15 protein-coding genes are annotated in these 18,798 nt (G+C 59.3%); 10 read left to right on the forward strand and 5 right to left on the reverse strand.

Features of this window, described 5'->3' with window-relative positions; genetic code table 11:
• Nucleotides 1–119: 119 nt before the first annotated feature.
• Entirely contained in the window at nucleotides 120–887 is a 768-nt protein-coding gene (locus NYR50_RS04825; RefSeq protein ID WP_006312616.1) for a DsbA family protein, read from the reverse strand.
• A 173-nt stretch (nucleotides 888–1,060) separates the two neighbouring features.
• Here NYR50_RS04825 and NYR50_RS04830 point away from each other — a divergent pair, with 173 nt between their 5' ends.
• Nucleotides 1,061–2,218 carry a pyridoxal phosphate-dependent aminotransferase gene (locus tag NYR50_RS04830; protein ID WP_418137254.1) on the forward strand — a complete coding sequence of 386 codons (1,158 nt, stop codon included), beginning with the start codon at nucleotides 1,061–1,063 and terminating at the stop codon, nucleotides 2,216–2,218.
• 27 nt (nucleotides 2,219–2,245) lie between these two features.
• Here the strand turns inward: NYR50_RS04830 and NYR50_RS04835 are convergent, their stop codons facing one another.
• Entirely contained in the window at nucleotides 2,246–2,929 is a 684-nt protein-coding gene (locus tag NYR50_RS04835) for an ArsR/SmtB family transcription factor (RefSeq protein WP_418136932.1), read from the reverse strand.
• Between the two features lie 74 nt (nucleotides 2,930–3,003).
• On the opposite strand from NYR50_RS04835, the gene NYR50_RS04840 reads away from it, so the two are divergent.
• The 3 genes from NYR50_RS04840 to NYR50_RS04850 all read left to right on the forward strand — a co-directional run bounded on the left by NYR50_RS04840 (nucleotide 3,004) and on the right by NYR50_RS04850 (nucleotide 4,524).
• A complete protein-coding gene (locus tag NYR50_RS04840; RefSeq protein ID WP_418136933.1) occupies nucleotides 3,004–3,330 on the forward strand; it encodes an NIPSNAP family protein in 327 nt (108 codons plus the stop codon).
• Nucleotides 3,327–3,692, forward strand: coding sequence for an antibiotic biosynthesis monooxygenase family protein (locus NYR50_RS04845; RefSeq protein WP_418136934.1), 366 nt, complete (start codon nucleotides 3,327–3,329; stop codon nucleotides 3,690–3,692). The genes NYR50_RS04840 and NYR50_RS04845 overlap by 4 nt, the downstream gene beginning before the upstream one ends.
• A 127-nt stretch (nucleotides 3,693–3,819) precedes the next feature.
• The gene (locus tag NYR50_RS04850) at nucleotides 3,820–4,524 is read left to right on the forward strand and encodes an SDR family oxidoreductase (protein WP_006312611.1); all 705 of its coding nucleotides are present in this window, start codon (nucleotides 3,820–3,822) and stop codon (nucleotides 4,522–4,524) included.
• Between the two features lie 111 nt (nucleotides 4,525–4,635).
• Here NYR50_RS04850 and NYR50_RS04855 read toward each other — a convergent pair whose 3' ends face one another.
• Nucleotides 4,636–7,575, reverse strand: a complete 2,940-nt coding sequence (locus NYR50_RS04855) for an Rne/Rng family ribonuclease (protein WP_418136935.1) — start codon at nucleotides 7,573–7,575, stop codon at nucleotides 4,636–4,638.
• Between the two features lie 645 nt (nucleotides 7,576–8,220).
• Between NYR50_RS04855 and NYR50_RS04860 the strand changes: the two genes are divergently transcribed.
• The 4 genes from NYR50_RS04860 to NYR50_RS04875 all read left to right on the forward strand — a co-directional run bounded on the left by NYR50_RS04860 (nucleotide 8,221) and on the right by NYR50_RS04875 (nucleotide 14,021).
• Nucleotides 8,221–9,480, forward strand: a complete 1,260-nt coding sequence (locus NYR50_RS04860; protein WP_418136936.1) for an N-acetylmuramoyl-L-alanine amidase — start codon at nucleotides 8,221–8,223, stop codon at nucleotides 9,478–9,480.
• Between the two features lie 317 nt (nucleotides 9,481–9,797).
• Nucleotides 9,798–12,245, forward strand: coding sequence for a penicillin-binding protein 1A (locus tag NYR50_RS04865; protein ID WP_174008298.1), 2,448 nt, complete (start codon nucleotides 9,798–9,800; stop codon nucleotides 12,243–12,245).
• 99 nt (nucleotides 12,246–12,344) lie between these two features.
• A protein-coding gene (gene prfB, locus NYR50_RS04870) for a peptide chain release factor 2 (RefSeq protein ID WP_121690235.1) occupies nucleotides 12,345–13,476 on the forward strand; the annotation gives its coding sequence in 2 pieces (ribosomal slippage) (nucleotides 12,345–12,413 and nucleotides 12,415–13,476; 1,131 coding nt in all).
• A 74-nt stretch (nucleotides 13,477–13,550) separates the two neighbouring features.
• On the forward strand, nucleotides 13,551–14,021 hold the full coding sequence (locus tag NYR50_RS04875) for a hydrolase (RefSeq protein ID WP_418136937.1): 471 nt from the start codon (nucleotides 13,551–13,553) through the stop codon (nucleotides 14,019–14,021).
• A 27-nt stretch (nucleotides 14,022–14,048) separates the two neighbouring features.
• Here the strand turns inward: NYR50_RS04875 and NYR50_RS04880 are convergent, their stop codons facing one another.
• Nucleotides 14,049–14,549: a hypothetical protein gene (locus NYR50_RS04880; protein ID WP_418136938.1), complete on the reverse strand. Its 501-nt coding sequence runs from the start codon at nucleotides 14,547–14,549 to the stop codon at nucleotides 14,049–14,051.
• Nucleotides 14,550–14,568: 19 nt separating this feature from the next.
• Nucleotides 14,569–15,342, reverse strand: coding sequence for an NAD kinase (locus NYR50_RS04885; RefSeq protein WP_006312587.1), 774 nt, complete (start codon nucleotides 15,340–15,342; stop codon nucleotides 14,569–14,571).
• Between the two features lie 306 nt (nucleotides 15,343–15,648).
• Here NYR50_RS04885 and NYR50_RS04890 point away from each other — a divergent pair, with 306 nt between their 5' ends.
• Nucleotides 15,649–16,566: a PhzF family phenazine biosynthesis protein gene (locus NYR50_RS04890; RefSeq protein ID WP_418136939.1), complete on the forward strand. Its 918-nt coding sequence runs from the start codon at nucleotides 15,649–15,651 to the stop codon at nucleotides 16,564–16,566.
• A gap of 221 nt (nucleotides 16,567–16,787) precedes the next feature.
• Nucleotides 16,788–18,737, forward strand: coding sequence for a GTP-binding protein (locus NYR50_RS04895; protein WP_418136940.1), 1,950 nt, complete (start codon nucleotides 16,788–16,790; stop codon nucleotides 18,735–18,737).
• Nucleotides 18,738–18,798 lie beyond the last annotated feature (61 nt).

Here is an 18,798-nt window from a genome sequence, read left to right on the forward strand (position 1 = left end):
TTCCATAAGAAAATCAGCGACACCTATAGACTGCGCAGCCTTCAAGGAAAAGCCCCTGCAAGCCGTAAAGCGCAGGGGCTGCCCCTTATCTCACAGGCAATAAAGGCCTTTCGTCTGAATCACGAGCAGGTTGCTTTACCGCAGCTGCGCATGTTGGCAATTTTTTCCTTCAGCGGGTCGGCGCCAACAGCACCGAAAACCGCCTCGTCGCCGACGATATATGAGGGTGTTCCGGTGATGCCGAGGCTGGTTGCCAGCTTGTAGGTTTCCTGCACCTGCGCGTCATTGGGGTTATCAGCCATCGATTTGCGGATATCGGCTTCCTTGAGGCCAAGCGAGGTTGCGACTTCCATGGCGCTGTCCTCATTGGCCCGTCCACGGCCGCCGAGCAGGGTGCGCTGGAATTCGGCATATTTGGCCGGCGCCAAAAGCTTCACGGCGTTGGAGACGCGGTGTGCGGCAACCGATTCCGGTCCGAGGATCGGAAACTCCTTAAGGACGACGCGCACCTTCTTGTCGCCCTTCAGGATATTGTCCATATCGCCCATGGCGCGTTTGCAATAACCGCAATTATAGTCGAAAAACTCGACCAGCGTGACGTCGCCATCGGGATTGCCGAGCGCCAGATCGTATTTCGATTCGAAGATGGCCTTCTTGTTGTCGGCAACCGCTTCCGCGGCCTTGGCGTTGCGCGAAGCATATTGCTTGCGTTCAAGCGCGTCCTGAACCTCGAGCATGATTTCCGGGTTCTCGATCAGATACTGCTTGATGAACTCGCCCATTTCTTTCTTCTGCTGCTCATCGAGCGCATGCGCGGGCAGGCAGGCGAATACCGTTGAAAGGGCCGTCACGCTGGCGAGAAGGGTGGAACGGAGAAAATGCGCCATATCGGTCCTCATTCTGTTCGGCCGCAGCCTCTTGAAATCTTATGAAGGCAATTACCTTACTTTAAGCCAAATGCCATACGGCAAAAATACTTGTCCGCATTATGATCGCATGATTGTGAAGATCGTGATTCTGCGGCAAGTCTGCGAAATACGGTTCAGGAAAGAGCATGCCCTTGATTACGATGTCGAAGCGGAGCGCAGTCGAACCCTTTCACGCTATGGATATCCTTGCGGAGGCGAACCGGCGACGGCAGGCGGGACGCCCCGTCATTTCCATGGCGGTCGGCCAGCCATCCCACCCCGCACCGAAAGCCTCGCTGGCAGCCGCGCAGGAGGCGTTAAAGCACGGGCGGATCGGCTACACTGATGCGCTCGGCCTGCGCGAGCTGCGCGAGGCAATCGCTGGCCATTACCGGCTGCGCCATCAGGTCGCCATCGATCCGGCGCGCATCGCCGTGACGACAGGTTCGTCCGCCGCCTTCAATCTCGCCTTCCTGAGCCTTTTCGATGCCGGCGATCATGTTGCCATCGCAAGGCCCGGTTACCCGGCCTATCGCAATATTCTGAAAGCCCTCGGCCTTAATGTCGTGGAAGTGCCGGTCACGGCCGAAACCGGCTACACGCTGACACCGGCAAGTCTCGAACGCGCGGAAACGAAAGCCGGCTGCAAGCTGAAAGGCGTGCTTCTGGCAAGCCCCGCCAATCCGACCGGCACGGTCACCGGCCGCGAGGCGCTGAAGCGGTTGGCGAGCTATTGCGAAAGCCGCGACATGGCCTTCATTTCCGATGAGATCTATCACGGACTGACCTTCGTCGGGGAGGAGACGAGCGCGCTCGAAATCACCGATGGTGCCGTGGTCATCAATTCATTTTCCAAATATTATTGCATGACCGGCTGGCGTATCGGCTGGATGGTTTTGCCCGAAAATCTCGTCCGTCCGGTCGAGTGCCTGGCCCAGAGCCTCTATATCTCGCCGCCGGAACTCTCGCAGCTTGCGGCGACCGCTGCCTTTTCGGCGGCGGAAGAGCTCGACGTCTACCGGGAAAGCTACCGCACCAACCGCGATTTCCTGATGGCGCGCCTGCCGGAAATCGGCCTGCCGCTGGCATCCCCGATGGATGGGGCATTTTACGCCTATGTCGATACCAGCCGTTTTTCCAATGACAGCATGGATTTCGCCAAGCGCATGCTGGCGGAAATCGACGTGGCGGCGACACCGGGCATGGATTTCGATCCCGAGGAGGGCCACAGGGCGCTGCGCATTTCCTATGCGGGTTCGGTATCTGACATTGCCGAGGCGGTGGGACGTATTGCCGGCTGGCTGAAATAAGCCCGCAACGCCCGCCTTTTTACGAAATCAGGCGGGCATGCAGCCGAAGGTGCTGGTGAAGGCCTTTTCGCCTTTTGCCGTGAAGGTCAGCACGCGACCGTTTCCGCGCCGCAGCCAGTCGCGCTGCTGCATGGCCTCGAGCAATGATGCGCCGAGCCCGCCGCCAAGGTGATGGCGGCGTTCACTCCAGTCCAGACAATGCAGACACAACGGCCGCCGCGCCTTTTCGAGCGGCGAAAGATCGATACCGAAGCTCGAGAAGAAATCGCGCCCGTCATCCGTCAGCGCCGGGTCGTCACCTGATGTCACCAGCCCCTTGGCCGTAATCGCGGAAAGCAGCGCAACACCGCTTTCCCCAGCCAAGTGGTCGTAGCAGATGCGTGCCTCACGCAGCGCCTTGTCCTTCGGCCCGGTGCGCACGCGGACCGCGCCCGTGCGCTGCGCAAGTCCCATCAAGGCTTCCAGAACCTGCGCCACATCTTCGTCGGAGAGACGGAAATAACGGTGCCGCCCCTGTTTTTCCGCCTTCAGCAATTTTGCCTCTGAGAGCTTGGAAAGGTGCCCGCTGGCGGTTTGCAGGGTTACGCCGGCGGCTTCCGCAAGCTCGCTTGCCGTCAGCGCACGTCCATCCATCAGCGCCGTCAATATGTTGGCGCGGGCAGGGTCCCCGATCAGGGCGGCGACATTGGCTATAAGAGGTCCGTCTTTCATGCTTCGATGGTAGCCGAAGCATTGATGTCGCGCAATGGTATAAAAAGGAGAGACAGAACACGAGGAGACCAACGATGTTGACCTGTTTCATCCGTTACGAGATCGACCCTTTCAAGGTCGATGCCTTTGAGCGATATGCCGGAAACTGGGGCGAGGCGATCCCGCGCTGCGGTGCTGATCTCATTGGTTATTACGCGCCCAAGGAGGGGTCGAGCACCATTGCCTATGGCGTCTACAACATCGAAAATCTCGCCGCTTACGAAGCCTACAGGGCGCGACTTGCCGCTGATCCGGCAGGGCGGGAAAACTATGAATTCGCCCGCCGGGAACAGTTCATCCGCCGCGAGGACCGGCTGTTCCTGCGCCTCGCTTCCGCCCCGCAGACGGGAGGCGGGCAATGATCGCCGTCATCTTCGAGGTCTGGCCGGCTGAGGGCGAAAAACAGCATTATCTCGATATAGCCGCCGGCCTGCGTGCCGAACTCGAAACAATCGATGGTTTCCTGTCCATCGAAAGGTTTCAGAGCATCAGCAATCCGGAGAAGATGCTCTCTCTTTCCTTCTTCCGGAATGAGGAGGCGGTGAGGGCGTGGCGCAACACTCTGCCACATCGCACGGCGCAAGCTCTGGGCCGATCCGGTGTCTTTTCCGACTATCGGTTGCGTATTGCACATGTGATCCGCGATTATGGCTTGTTGAAACGGGAAGAAGCGCCGGCCGACAGCCGGGACGCCCATTCGGTAGAGGGGAGCAGCTTGGGCTGAGATTTGCAGCATCAGTTTTTCTGTATGCCGCTGCAAGGCTTTCTGGTTCGAACTCGTCCTTGAAACCCGTTATAGATGGGGCAATGTGGTGCAGGACCACCCGTTGGATTGGACATGGAGAAAAGCGATGTCGGCAGAAAAAGTGGCTATTGTAACGGCAGGTGGCAGCGGCATGGGCGCGGCCGTGGCGAAACGCCTGGCGGCGGATGGTTACAGGCTCGCGATCCTGTCCTCCTCCGGCAAGGGCGAGGCGCTGGCGAAGGAACTGGGCGGTATCGGTGTCACCGGCTCCAACCAGTCCAATGACGATCTCCAGCGACTGACGGATCAGACGCTCGAGAAATTCGGCCGCATCGACGTGCTGGTCAATAGCGCCGGGCATGGCCCACGCGCCTCCATTCTCGATATTACCGACGAACAATGGCACACCGGTCTCGATGTATATCTGATGAACGTCATCCGCCCGACGCGGATCGTCGCGCCCATCATGGTGAAACAGAAGGCCGGTGCGATCGTCAACATCTCGACGGCCTGGGCTTTCGAACCGAGCAGCATGTTCCCGACATCGGCAGTGTTCCGGGCCGGTCTTGCCTCCTATACCAAGATTTTCGCCGATACCTATGCAGCCGACAATGTGCGCATGAACAATGTCCTGCCCGGCTGGATCGACAGCCTGCCGGCGACGGAAGAACGCCGCGACAGCGTGCCGATGCAGCGTTACGGCAAGAGCGAGGAAATCGCTGCCACCGTGGCATTCCTCGCATCCGAAGGGGCAGGGTATATTACCGGGCAGAATATCCGTGTTGACGGCGGGCTGACGCGGTCTGTTTGACGGGCGGTTATATCGACCCTCTTTCATGTGACATCGTCTGGCGCTCCAGCATCGACAAAACAAAACGCCCGCAACGATGTTGCGGGCGTTTTTTATTCAGTGTCGCTTCTCTCAGAAGAAACCTTTGCGCTGCCACCAGCCACCCTTGCGTGGCTTCGGCTCGTCTCCATCAGGGTTGCTCGCGGGCGAACCGGAAGAGGTGACGACCGGTTCCGAACTGGAGACATTGCTGCCCCGGTTCGCGCGGGTCTTTTCTTCCGTCGCAGGAGCGTCCGCATCCGGTGCCAGATCGGCCGAGGCTTCACCGATCTCTTCGATGGCGACATCGACGACGGTTGCTTCAACGACGACCGGCTCGATGATTACCGGCTCGACCGTTTCGACGGTTTCAGCCTTCGGCGCCTCTTCGGTTTCGGTATCGGTCTTGGTTTTCGCCTTGCGGGTGCGGCGGGGCTTCTTCGGGGCTTCTTCTGCCACGACGTCGGCAACCACACCTTCCACCACTTCAGCGGCGGTGGGGGGCTCTTCCGTTACCGGCGCTGCAGCGGAAACCTCTTCGCCTTCCGCGCCTTCCGCGCCTTCACCTTCCGTCTCGCCGTCGGTGCCTGCAGCATCGAGAGCATCGTCACGGTTGCGGCGGCCGCCACGCTTGCCGCGACGACGGCGCTTGCGCTTGCCGTCTTCGTCGGCGTTGGCAGCTTCATTCGCACTGTTTTCGTCGGCATCTGCACCGGCCTCATCAGTTTCGACGCCATCGTCGTCGCCTTCGGCATCGTCGTCTTCCGCGTCATCACCGGCCTGGCCATCGAGCGCACCGTTCTGGTCGTTCTGGCCACCCTTGCCACGACGACGGCGGCGACGCTTGCGCTTGCGCTTGCCGTCCTCGCCATTGTCGCCCTGCGGCTGCTGGCGTGGCTGGGCGCTCTCGGCCTTGACGATTTCTTCCTCGTCTTCGTCCTCTTCCGCCTCGATGACGATATCGTCTTCTTCTTCGACGAAGTTCGGCAGCATCTGGATGAGGCTTTCGATCTTCACCGGATTTTCGACGGCTTCGCCGCGATCGATGGCGAAATGCTGTGCGCCGACACCGGCATCAGCTGCGATGATGATGGCGACGCCGAAGCGGCCTTCATAATCAACGATCGTGCCGCGTTTGTGGTTGAGCAGGTAGAGCGCCGTTTCCGGCGTGCAGCGCACCGTGATGTTGTGGGTGGTGTTGCGCAGCAGATATTCCTCGACGCCGCGCAGCACATGCAGCGCGATGGAGGATTCTGAGCGCACATGGCCCGTGCCGCCGCAATGCTGGCAGACCTGCGTGGTCGATTCCAGCACCGACGCGCGGATGCGCTGGCGCGACATTTCCAGAAGGCCGAAATGCGAGATGCGGCCGACCTGGATGCGGGCGCGGTCGTTTTTCAGGCAATCCTTGAGCTTCTTCTCGACGGAGCGGTTGTTGCGCTTTTCTTCCATGTCGATGAAGTCGATGACGACAAGACCGGCAAGGTCGCGAAGACGCAGCTGGCGAGCCACTTCTTCCGCCGCTTCCAGGTTGGTCGTCAGCGCGGTTTCCTCGATGGAATGCTCGCGGGTCGAACGACCGGAGTTCACGTCGATGGCAACCAGAGCTTCCGTCTGGTTGATGATGAGGTAACCGCCGGATTTCAGTGTCACCTGCGGCTGCAGCATCCGGTCGAGCTGTGCTTCGATGCCCGAGCGCGAGAAGATCGGGTGAATGTCGCGGTAAGGCTGAACCACCTTGGCGTGGCTCGGCATCAGCATCTTCATGAAGTCTTTCGCTTCACGATAGCCTTCCTCGCCGGAAACGATGATCTCGCTGATATCCTTGTTATAAAGATCGCGGATCGAGCGCTTGATGAGCGAGCCTTCCTCGTAAACGAGGCAGGGGGCGGTGGAATTCAGCGTCAGCGTGCGGACGTTTTCCCACAGGCGCATCAGATATTCGAAGTCGCGCTTGATCTCGACGCGGGTGCGGTTGGCGCCTGCGGTACGCAGAATGACGCCCATGCCCTGCGGAACCTCCAGATCACGCGCGATTTCCTTCAAGCGCTTGCGGTCGGTCGGCTGGGTGATCTTGCGGGAAATGCCGCCGCCACGCGCCGTATTCGGCATCAGCACGGAATAACGGCCGGCAAGCGACAGATAGGTGGTGAGGGCGGCACCCTTGTTGCCGCGTTCTTCCTTGGCGACCTGGACCAGAAGGATCTGGCGGCGCTTGATGACTTCCTGGATACGGTACTGCTTGCGCGGCTTGCGGGCGACGCGATCCGGAACTTCTTCCATGGCGTCTTCGGCGCCAACGGATTCGATCACTTCCTTTTCGTGATGATCGTCATCATCGTCGTCATCATCGTCATTGCCGCGACGAAGGCCTTCGACTTCCTCGGAAATCGTATCTGTGTCGACCATTGCGGCCATGTCGCCGCCGGTGCTGCCGTCGTCTTCGGAAGATGCTTCTGCCGCCTCGGCTGCGATTTCTTCAGCCGTCTTCTTCTTGGCGCGGGGGCGGCGAACGCGCTTCTTCGGCTTTTCTTCCTCAGCCGGCGCTTCTTCCGCGACGACCTCGACGGCCGTTTCCTCAGAAACTGCTTCCGAAACGGGTGCGACTTCTTCCGTGACGGCGACTTCAGTGGTTTCGCTTGCGGCAACGATGCCGACATCCGGCTGATCCACCTGCGACAGGTCGATCATCGGCGCGCCGGGCTCGGGCGCATCGGCCGATTCGAAATCGTCGCTGCGACGGTGATCCTCGGCTTCCGCCTTCAAGAGGGCCTGACGGTCCGCGAGCGGAATCTGGTAATAATCCGGATGAATTTCCGCAAAGGCGAGAAAGCCGTGGCGATTTCCACCGTAATCGACGAAGGCCGCCTGAAGAGAAGGCTCAACGCGCGTCACCTTGGCAAGGTAGATATTGCCGCGGATCTGTTTCTTGTGCTCCGATTCAAAATCGAATTCTTCGATCCGGTTCCCACGGACAACGACTACGCGTGTCTCCTCTTCGTGGGAGGCGTCGATAAGCATTTTGTCTGCCATGTAAGCTGTGCTCCTCGGCGCAGCCTTGTTTTATACGAGAACAGGCCCGCCGCATGGACGAGCCTTTCATATGAGTGCAAGGATGTGCCGGAAATGAAGTCTCCTGCCGGGCCTCTGTAAACTGGCAGCATCCGGACCGACGGCGAGGCGCTTGGCCTGCTCCTGGTATCCGGTTCATGTGAAAACTGCTGCGACATCATTGGCCAGGCGGAACGACAATAATATATAGACCCCTTGGGGTCCGATGAATTTGCTCTCCTCAGAGCGGCGGTGGCAGCGCCACCGGGTAGGTCTCCGGCCACGGCCGGAATTGATCCAGTTTCAGGATAAATGTAACGACGGCAGATGATTGCCCGATGTGCAGCGCCAGCGTCTTTTTCGATTGGCAGCCGGCGGGCATCTATCCCGTCAACACTTTTAACCCTCACATGCGTTGTATGTTTTCTCTGTCATAATAGCAATAGGCTGGCTAAATATGCCATATTGTTGGTGGAATTTCCGGGTTAAGAATTGGTTCACCAAGGCCTGCGATTGTGGGGCGCAAAGGCGCAAACACTCGTACAGCGTGGTTGAAACGGTACCGTTACCGGCGTTTTCCCGCGCTGTTTATCGAAAATGACTGATATACGGAATTTCTTGAAGACCATGGATTTCACGCGCAACGCAGCGATTTCAGGTGGGGCAGGGCGGCTTGGCGCGCGAATCGCGCGGCTTGCCTTGGCCCTGGCATTTTATGCCGCCACCGCTGTCTCCGTCCTGCCGGCAGCCCATGCGGCGGAGCCGCTTGTCGCCCACCAGGCGCGGATCATCGGTGATGAGGCGCGCACGCGCATCGTTCTCGACTTTGCCGAAGAGCCGGAATTCGACGTTCACTATCTCGATTCGCCCGCCCGCATCGTCGTCGACTTTCCCGCGGTGAATTTTGCGTTTCCCACGTCCGACCTCAAACCAACAGGCCTTTTTTCGGATATTCGCTTCGGCACCATGGGGGAGAATAGTGCCCGCATCGTGCTGACGGCGAAAAAGCCGGTTCAGGTGACGGTTGCCGAAACGAAAAAGGGCGATGACGGGCAGTCTTTCCGTTTTGTGCTTGATGCCGAGATCACAACCAAAGGCAAGTTCGCGGAACTGGTGAAGAACCAGCAATGGCAGGCGCCAGCCCCGGTGACGACAGCCGCGATTACGCCCGATGACAAGACATCACGGCCGGCGGAATTCGTCATCGCGGTCGATGCCGGCCATGGCGGCATCGACGCAGGCGCCACTGGCGGCACGACGGGCACCGAGGAAAAGGTCATCACCTTGACTTTTGCGAAGGAGCTTGTGGAGCGGTTGAACCGCGAACCCGGCATCAAGGCCTTCCTCACCCGCGATTCCGACACCTTCCTCGCTTTGTCCGAACGGGTGACGATCGCCCGCCAGAACAACGCCAATCTTTTTATATCCCTGCACGCGGATACGCTGAAGCAGAAGGGTATCCGTGGTGCCACCGTTTATACCCTGTCGGACCGGGCATCCGACCGGCAGGCGCAGGAGTTGGCAGAGCGCGAAAACAAGTCAGACCAGATTGCCGGCGTTGCCGCTTCCACAGAGCCGCCGGAGGTCGCCGATATTCTCCTCGATTTCACCCGCCGTGAAACCCAGGCCTTTTCGGTGACGCTGGCCGAAAACATCGTCTCTTCTTTCGAGGGGCAGGTTGGTCTTATCAACAATCCACACCGTTATGCCGGTTTCATGGTTCTGCGCGCCCATGACGTGCCGTCGGTACTTCTTGAGCTTGGGTTCCTTTCGAATGCGGAAGACGAAAAGCTGCTTCTCGATATCGAGTGGCGCAAGAAAGTGGCCGACACATTGGCAACGGCCGTCGGACGATACCGTTCCAAGGCCCTGGCGAACGGCGGCTGATAGCGGTGGAGACGCTGTTGCCGCCCGGCCATTGATCGTGGAAAAAGCTGTTCAATTCTTTGGCCTTGCGGTCGATTAACGACCCCGAGCCCTATTTTACTCACATTCGCCGCGTTACTCGGAAACAGGATTCGGTGGCAATCCGTAAAGCGTCGGTGCGTGATTGCGGGCCTGCGGCCCGGTAACATATCAGCGAATGCTGCCATATCCGGCTTGTCATCGAAGGTATGGTGTGCAAAACGGCACGCGATATGCAAGGATGCGCCCGTATCTCGTCGGGCGTGGATGGTTACGATTCGAATTATCGGTAGCTTGGTATGATCAGACTAATTGGATATTTTTTCGGCTTGGCCAGCGTGCTCTTCCTGTGCGCCGCCGTCGTCGGTGCGATTTATTTGCACGGCGTGACGAAGGACCTGCCGGATTATGCAGTTCTGAGCACGTATGAACCGCCGGTAACGACCCGCGTGCACGCCGGCAACGGTGCGCTGATGGCGGAATATGCCCATGAGAAGCGCTTGTTCTTGCCGATCCAGGCTATCCCGGACCGTGTGAAGGCAGCCTTCCTTTCCGCCGAAGACAAGAATTTCTACAATCACCCCGGTGTCGATATCTGGGGTCTTGGTCGCGCTATTCTCGTCAATCTCCAGAATGTCGGTTCCGGTCGCCGTCCGGTCGGTGCATCCACCATCACCCAGCAGGTGGCGAAGAACTTCCTTCTGACCAACGACCAGACCATCGACCGCAAGCTCAAGGAAGCCATTCTTTCCTTCCGCATCGAGCAGACCTATTCCAAGGATAAGATCCTCGAGCTTTATCTCAACGAGATCTTTTTCGGCCTGAATTCCTACGGCATCGCCGGCGCATCACTCACCTATTTCAACAAGTCGGTAACGGAACTGACGATCGCCGAGACCGCTTATCTCGCATCGTTGCCGAAGGGGCCGGCCAACTACCATCCGATTCGTCGCGAAAAGGCTGCTCTGGAGCGCCGCGACTGGGTGATCGACCGTATGGCCGAAAATGGCTACATCACGGTGGCCGACGCTGCGGATGCCAAGAAGCAGCCGCTCGGCGTCAACCTGCGCCGCGGCGGCGCGCATATTCCCGCCTCCGATTATTTCGCCGAGGAAGTCCGCCGCCAGATCGTCGAAAAATTCGGCGAGGAAGCGCTTCTTGAGGGCGGTCTTTCTGTCCGCACCTCCTTCGATCCGAAAATCCAGATGGAGGCGCGCAAGGCGCTTCAGGACGGACTTGTGCAATATGACGAACGCCGTGGTTTCCGTGGACCGGTAGAGAAGATCGAGACGGCTGGCGACTGGACGGCGGCGCTGGCCAAGGTCAAGGGTCTCCGGGACGTTCCCGAATGGAAGCTTGCGGTCGTCCTCGCAGTTGCCGCCGATGGCGTCGATATCGGTGTTCAGGCCGACGCTGATGCGGAAGATGGCGACAAGCGCACGCGCGGTCATATCTCCGCTGAAAACATGCGCTGGGCGTTCCGTGATGCGAGCGGCAAGAAAGCGACAGCCAAGTCTCCGGTCGGCGTTCTGACGGCGGGCGACGTTGTCTATGTGCAGCCGCTTTCCGGCTCCGGCAACGAATACCGTCTGCGTCAGCCGCCCAAAGTGCAGGGTGGCATGGTGGTGATGGACCCGCATACCGGCCGCGTTCTGGCCATGGTAGGCGGTTTCTCCTATGCGCAGTCGGAATTCAACCGCTCCACGCAGGCCATGCGCCAGCCGGGTTCCTCCTTCAAGCCGTTCATCTATGCGGCCGCGCTCGACAATGGCTACACGCCGGCATCGGTCATTCTCGATGCTCCGATCGAAGTCGTGTCGGGTGGTCAGGTCTGGAAACCGCAGAATTACGGCGGGGGTTCCGCCGGTCCGTCGACGCTGCGTCTCGGTATCGAAAAATCCCGTAACCTCATGACCGTGCGCCTGGCGCAGGATATGGGCATGAACCTTGTGGCGGAATATGCCGAACGCTTCGGCATCTACGACAAGATGCCGCCGCTTCTGTCCATGTCGCTCGGTTCGGGTGAAACCACTGTGATGCGCATGGTCTCGGCCTATTCGGTTCTTGCCAATGGCGGCAAGCAGATCAAACCGACGCTGATCGACCGCATTCAGGACCGTTACGGCAAGACGATCTTCCGTCACGAGGAGCGTGCCTGCGAGGGCTGCAATGCGACGAGCTGGCAGAACCAGGACGAGCCCGTCATCGTCGACAATCGCGAGCAGGTTCTCGATCCGATGACCGCTTACCAGACGACCTCCATGCTGGAAGGCGTGGTGCAGCGCGGTACGGCGGCGGGCAAGATCAAGGTCGATTTGCCTGTTGCCGGCAAGACGGGCACCACCAATGATGAAAAAGACGCTTGGTTCGTCGGTTATACGCCGGACATGGTTGCCGGTCTCTATATCGGTTTCGATTCGCCGGCGCCTCTGGGTCGCGGTGGCACGGGTGGTTCGCTGTCGGCGCCGATCTTCGGTGAATTCATCGCTGATGCGGCCAAGCACATGGAGCCGAGCAAGTTCATCGTGCCAACCGGCATGAACTTCGTCGCCGTCAACCGCAAGACCGGCATGGCGGCGGCTGAAGGCGAACCGGACACGATCATGGAAGCCTTCAAGCCCGGCACGGGTCCGGCTTCCACCTTCTCGGTGATCGGTGCGGAAGGCTACATGTCGCAGGAAGACATTCTGAAGACGTCGCCGCAGGCGCAGCAGGCCATCACCGGCGGTGGCGGCGGTCTTTATTGATCTCAAGTTCCGGGGTCATCGGGGGGCGTGGGTCTTTACATCCGCGCGCCCCGCATTTATTTGAGCAGCAAGTTTCAATGAAGGCGAAGAACCAGCGAAATGCGCAATGAAATTGTGAACGTAGTCGACGAAATCAAGCAGGCCATAAGCCTGCTGAGGAGGCATCTTTGACTGGGACCAGGCGATAAGACGACTGGACTGGTTGAATAACAAGGCAGAGGACCCGACCCTCTGGAACGATGCTTCCGAGGCCCAGAAGCTGATGCGCGAACGCCAGCAGCTGGATGACAGCATCAACGGCGTCAAGGCGCTGGAGCAGCAGCTCAAGGACAATATCGAGCTGATCGAACTCGGTGAGATGGAAGGCGACGACGAGATCGTCAAGGACGCCGAAGATGCGCTGAAGGCGCTGAGAAGCGAAGCGAACCGCCGTCAGGTGGAAGCCATGCTTTCCGGCGAGGCCGACAGCAACGACACCTATGTGGAAGTGCATTCCGGCGCGGGCGGCACCGAAAGCCAGGATTGGGCGAACATGCTGCTGCGCATGTACACCCGCTGGGCTGAGCGTCAGGGCTTCAAGGTCGAAGTTCTCGAAATTCACGATGGCGATGAAGCTGGCATCAAGTCGGCAACAATTCTGGTCAAGGGCCACAATGCCTTTGGCTGGATGAAGACGGAATCGGGCGTGCACCGCCTCGTTCGCATCTCGCCCTATGACAGCAATGCCCGGCGTCACACCTCGTTTTCCTCCATCTGGGTCTATCCGGTGGTCGATGATTCGATTCAGATCGACATCAATGAAAGCGATTGCCGCATCGATACCTATCGTTCATCCGGTGCGGGCGGCCAGCACGTCAACACCACCGACTCGGCCGTGCGTATCACGCATATTCCGACCGGCATCGCTGTAGCCTGCCAGCAGGAGCGCTCCCAGCACAAGAACCGCGCCAAGGCGTGGGACATGCTGCGCGCCCGTCTCTATGAAGCGGAACTGCAAAAGCGGGAAGAGGCGGCCAATGCGCAGGCCGCATCCAAGACCGATATCGGCTGGGGCCATCAGATCCGTTCCTACGTTCTCCAGCCCTACCAGCTGGTCAAGGACCTGCGCACCGGCGTGGAAAGCACCGCACCCGGCAACGTGCTGGATGGGGATCTGAACGAGTTCATGGAAGCCGCACTCGCCCATCGCATCAGCGGCGGCGCGGATGTGGAAGTCTCGGATATCGATTAAGACGCCCCAGCGCGTCGATCGGAAAATTGCCCCTCGCAAACCCGTTGCGAGGGGTTTTTCGTTGGAGGACACGCATGAAACAGGCGCTTTATATCGTCGACGTCCAACTGAGCTTCAATCCGCCGGCCCCGCTGGTGGCGGAGATATCCGCGCTCGCCGGAACCATGCCCAGTATCGCCACCGTCGAACGCCACGATGAAAGCGTAACGCCCTTCGAACGGCAACTGGGCTGGAAACCGGGCAGGGATGATGTGTCGCTGGTGCCGGCAGACCGCATATTCATCAAACACGGTTATGGGCCGCCCCGGGAGGTTATCGACCATCTCCTGTCCCTGAAACTCGACCGGGTGCTGGTCTGCGGCATTCAGGCCGATACCTGCGTGCTGGCGGCCGGTTTTGCCCTGTTCGATGCAGGGCTGCATCCCACACTTCTGCCGTGGCTGACGGTGGGCTCCAGTCTCGACCGCAGCGGTGAACTTGGCGCTAGACTATGGAAGCATCATTTCGGAGCGGTTCTCACAGGGCCGGAGGCACTTGCGGGGTAGCCTCGCCGAACCTGCGCACCGGCCCGATCAGTTCGAGGCTTTCTCGACCTTCATCTCACCCAGTTCATCGATCAGGATGGTCCAGCTTTCCGCCTCCTTGGCCATCGGGTCCGTCTTCAGATAGACGGTGACGAACAGGCCGGGTGAGGCGGAGGCGCCGTTCGAGCTTTCCGGACGGATATCCGTGACATAGGATTTCATCTGGCTGAATTCTTCCAGCTCGATATTTTCGAGAAGGCTCGGTCCATCTGCGGTAAAGACGATGCGCTGCAGGTAGATTTTCGCCGTGCCGTCGCCCTGGCGGATGGCGATGACCTTGTAATAGCCCCGCGTGGGCGAGGCAGGCGGTGGCCGCAATTGTCCGTCAGGGCCTTTTACCGGCTCGAGGTTCCGGTCCTCCCACATGCCGCTGCTGACGACGAATATGGCGGAAACGGGCAGCGTGTCGATCGCCTGCGTCTGTGCCCGCGCGGGCAGGACGGTCGTGGCAAGAAGCAGAGCAGCGAGGAGCGATTTTTTGGCGTACATGGCAATCGTGATGGTTGGTTTAATTGTTGAACTGTTCGGCGAGAACCCGGTCCGACCATGAGCGATCCGGATCCGAGAGAATTTTCGCCGTCCTGTCCTGCGATTGTGCGATCCTGACGTGACGAACGGATTTCACCTCGGTGTGATCGGCCACGGCATTCACAGGCCGCTTGTCGCGCTCCAGGACATGAATATCGACAGTCACCTTATTCGGCAAAAGCGCCCCGCGCCAGCGTCTTGGCCGGAACGCGCTGACCGGGGTCAGCGCCAGAAGCGGTGATTCCAGCGGCAGGATCGGCCCGTGGGCGGAGAAATTGTAGGCCGTCGACCCTGCTGGCGTCGCCACCATCATACCGTCGCAGATCAGCTCTTCCAGCCGCACCTTGCCATCCACCTCGACACGCAGCTTGGCGGCCTGATGCGACTGGCGAAACAGGCTGACTTCGTTCATGGCGAGCGCGGTAAACTCGTCGCCATCGGAATCCGTCGTCGTCATGCGCAGGGGATGGAAATCATTGCCGCTCGCCACCGCGATGCGCTGGATGAGGCCTTCCACCCGGAAGTCATTCATCAGGAACCCGACTGACCCCCGGTTCATGCCATAGACCCGCTTACCTGAATTCATCGTTTCGTTGAGAATTTGCAGCATGAAACCGTCGCCGCCAAGCGCAACGATCACATCGGCCTCTTCGAACGGCGTATCGTCATAAACGGCTTTCAGCTCTTTCAGCGCCATCTGCGCCTCCTCGGATGGGGAGGCGACGAAGGACAGTGAATAGGTAGAATGCGACATCCGCTTCCCTCAACAACGGCGCAGACCGGAACCGGTCCGCGCAGGACGCTGTAACCCGTTGAAGCGGCTCGAAATCTTTAAACCTCAACCAAGAGGGGATAACAAGCCGCCAGACGCACCCTTGGTACATGAAGACGGCGGCAGGCGACAAGGCCTTTCGCACCGCCAGGCGTTCCGTTGCGACGGGTCTTGCGGTTCCGGTCCACAGCTTCTTGATTTGTGCCCGCCGAGAAGGGTTGCGATGCGGGGCGACGTGATGCAGTTTGCCAAAGCAGCCGGAATGACGACGAGTGGCAGGAGACGGATGTGGCGCTGAACTACGATATCTATGATGTCTTTACCGAGACGAAGATGGCGGGAAATCCGCTGGCGGTCATGTATGACGCCGATGATCTTTCACAGGACACCATGCAGGCGATTGCGCGGGAAATGAACCTCTCCGAGACGGTTTTCATCAACCGTTCGAACAATCCTTCCCATGCGGCTTCGCTGCGTATCTTCACACCGTCAGGCGAATTACCCTTCGCCGGCCACCCGACCGTCGGCGCGGCCGTTGCCATTGCCGAGCGCAATCGCGGCGAGGGCGATGATGATATCGACATGGTCTGCGTGCTGGAAGAGAAGGTAGGTCCGGTGCGCTGCGCGGTGAAGATGCGCGCCGGCGCCGTCAGCTTTGCGGAATTCGACCTGCCGCGCAAATCCTCCCGTGTCGAACTACCGCTTAATCATGCCGCACTGGCCGATGCGCTTGGCGTCAGCGAGGGACATCTGGGCTTCGAGAATCATGTGCCGTCGATCTGGACCGCCGGCGTGCCTTTCCTGCTCGTGCCGATGCACAATATCGCCGCCGTGCGTGACATGGATTTCGACGCCAATCTCTGGCTGCGCACCGCGCCGCTGGTCGGAGGCTTGCTGACAGCTGCCTATATCTACTGTCGCGGCGGCGTCAACCACGCGGCGAAGTTCCATGCCCGCATGTTTTCCCCGGAGATGGGGATTGCGGAAGACCCGGCCACCGGCTCGGCCGCCGCCGCTCTCTCCGGCGCCATCCACCATTTCGACGGGCTGACGGACGGCCACTATCCGCTCCTGATAGAGCAGGGCGTGGAGATGGAAAGACCATCCCACATCCACCTGCGCATGGACATCAAGGACAACGAAATCGCCCGCGCCCGCATCGGTGGCCATGCGGTGCGGGTTGCATCGGGTACGTTCGAACTTTGACGTGGAAGAGGTATTGCGATGTATCGTGTCCTGCATGACGGCAAAGGTACGACCTGACCATGCTTGACATATATCGCGACACGAGTTCTAAATTCGTTTGCATCTCCGTGAACTGGCGGAGATTTGCGCGCCAACCTACGGTTTTCAGCACATAGAGGTCCCAATGCGCCGAGTCCCTTCTCAAGAAAATCACCTAAGAATTTCTGAGAAGTTGAGGGTTCATGCGCACTTTGAATCTGGGCATCCTCGCCCATGTGGACGCAGGCAAGACTAGCCTTACGGAGCGTCTCCTTTTCGACGTCGGTGTTATCGACAAGCTGGGTAGCGTCGATACCGGCAACACGCAGACGGACAGTCTTGAACTGGAACGGCAGCGCGGTATCACGATCCGGGCCGCCGTTGTTTCCTTCACGATCGGCGATACGGTCGTCAATCTTATCGATACACCTGGCCATCCAGATTTCATTGCGGAGGTGGAGCGGGTGCTGGGTCTGCTCGATGCCGCGGTTGTGGTCGTCTCAGCCGTAGAAGGCGTGCAGGCGCAGACGCGCGTGCTGGTGAGGGCGTTACGACGTCTTGCGGTCCCGTTCCTGTTCTTCATCAATAAGGTGGATCGCGTCGGTGCACGCTATGATGAGGTTGTAAGGGACCTTGCCGATCAATTGAGAGTGCGCCCGGTTGTCATGTCGACGGTTACTGGTGCGGGTAGCAAACACGTGCAGGTGGCTGCAACTGATACAAAGTGCGAGCCATTATTCACCATCCTCTGTGAAACCCTTGCGGAAAACGACGATGAATTGTTGCGCGACTATCTTCTAACGCCGGATCGGGTGGATGCGGGCAGGCTGTCGCTATTGCTTGGGCAGCAGACTGCTTGTGGTGTGGTACATCCCGCATTTGCCGGCGTGGCAATGACCGGGGCAGGCTTGCCGGCTTTGATAGCGGCCATTACGGAAATGCTGCCTGCTCGTGATCCGGACCCCGAAGGGGAAATTTCGGGCAAAATCTTCAAGATCGAACGCGGCTGGGGTGGTGAAAAACTGTCCTATCTCCATCTCGCATCGGGAACGGTCCGGCTTCGGCACGATCTGCCTCTGCCGCAGGGACCGGCAAGACTTACCGGAATACAGCTGTTCAAAGACGGCCGTGTTCAAAACGCAACTAGTCTCGGCGCCGGTCAAATAGCCCGCGTCACCGGTCTGGCCGGTGCCAGAGTTGGCGACAGTGTGGGGGTGAACGCCGTTGCAGACGGAGCGTTTCATTTTGCTCCACCAACACTTGAAACGCGCGTCGTTTCTCGACGGCCATCTGAGCATGCGGCGTTGTGGCTCGCACTGAACCAGATGGTCGAGCAGGATCCCCTGATTGGTTTGCGTAGGAACGACGAGACAAACGAGGTCTTCGTCTCCCTTTACGGCGAAGTGCAAAAGCAGATTATTCAGTCGGAACTGTCGACGGGGTTCGGAATCGAGGCCGAATTTGAAGACAGTACGGTTATTTGCGTGGAGAAGCTCTCAGGTTCCGGGCAGGGGCTTCAAACCATTTTCAGGGAGCCCAATCCCTTCCTCGCCACCATAGGTCTACGAGTCGAGCCACGGCCGGATGGCGCCGGCAACAGTTTCGCATTGGAGGTGGAATTCGGTCAGATGCCTGCAAGCTTTTACCGTGCGGTGGAGGAGACCGTATTCGATACACTGAAACAGGGTGTCTTCGGCTGGCAGGTGCAGGATTGTCATGTCGCCATGACGGCTGCGCGTCATACCTCCCCTTCGAGTACTGCTGCGGATTTTCGAAAATTGACACCGTGGGTGCTCGGGACCGCGCTCAAACAAGCTCAACCCTTCGTCTGTGAGCCCTTTGATCACTTCCATATCGAAGCGCCCGCCGCAGCTATGACGCGTCTGATTGCGTTGCTTGCCAAGGCGGGTGCAGCCACCAAAAACTCCGTTATCTCGGGTGGTGTGGCAAGGCTTGAAGGGACCATAGCGTCGGCGGCGGTTCAAGGTGTTCAGCAGCAGGTGCCGGGACTGACGAGCGGCCTGGGCGGAATGGAAACATCGTTCAGCCACTACGCGCATGCTGAAAGTCCACCGTCCCCGCGGCGACGCTCCGGCCCTGATCCGTTCAACGAGCGCGATTATCTGCTGCGCATACGTCGGAATGCAGAATGACCGCCGGGTAGACGAATGCTACACGACGGTCATTTTTCATTTCAGGTTAGACGGGTGACGC

Source organism: Agrobacterium sp. El2ro-1b (genome assembly GCF_048298475.1).
Classification (GTDB): Bacteria; Pseudomonadota; Alphaproteobacteria; order Rhizobiales; family Rhizobiaceae; genus Agrobacterium; species Agrobacterium fabrum.

Excerpts from the sequence above, each read along its gene's own strand:
- NYR50_RS04880 (WP_418136938.1), bottom strand. The coding sequence starts at position 14,549 with ATGTACGCCAAAAAATCGCTCCTCGCTGCTCTGCTTCTTGCCACGACC.
- NYR50_RS04840 (WP_418136933.1), top strand. The coding sequence starts at position 3,004 with ATGTTGACCTGTTTCATCCGTTACGAGATCGACCCTTTCAAGGTCGAT.
- NYR50_RS04885 (WP_006312587.1), bottom strand. The coding sequence starts at position 15,342 with ATGTCGCATTCTACCTATTCACTGTCCTTCGTCGCCTCCCCATCCGAG.
- NYR50_RS04895 (WP_418136940.1), top strand. The coding sequence starts at position 16,788 with ATGCGCACTTTGAATCTGGGCATCCTCGCCCATGTGGACGCAGGCAAG.
- NYR50_RS04860 (WP_418136936.1), top strand. The coding sequence starts at position 8,221 with ATGGATTTCACGCGCAACGCAGCGATTTCAGGTGGGGCAGGGCGGCTT.
- NYR50_RS04825 (WP_006312616.1), bottom strand. The coding sequence starts at position 887 with ATGGCGCATTTTCTCCGTTCCACCCTTCTCGCCAGCGTGACGGCCCTT.
- NYR50_RS04865 (WP_174008298.1), top strand. The coding sequence starts at position 9,798 with ATGATCAGACTAATTGGATATTTTTTCGGCTTGGCCAGCGTGCTCTTC.
- NYR50_RS04845 (WP_418136934.1), top strand. The coding sequence starts at position 3,327 with ATGATCGCCGTCATCTTCGAGGTCTGGCCGGCTGAGGGCGAAAAACAG.
- NYR50_RS04850 (WP_006312611.1), top strand. The coding sequence starts at position 3,820 with ATGTCGGCAGAAAAAGTGGCTATTGTAACGGCAGGTGGCAGCGGCATG.
- NYR50_RS04875 (WP_418136937.1), top strand. The coding sequence starts at position 13,551 with ATGAAACAGGCGCTTTATATCGTCGACGTCCAACTGAGCTTCAATCCG.
- NYR50_RS04855 (WP_418136935.1), bottom strand. The coding sequence starts at position 7,575 with ATGGCAGACAAAATGCTTATCGACGCCTCCCACGAAGAGGAGACACGC.
- NYR50_RS04835 (WP_418136932.1), bottom strand. The coding sequence starts at position 2,929 with ATGAAAGACGGACCTCTTATAGCCAATGTCGCCGCCCTGATCGGGGAC.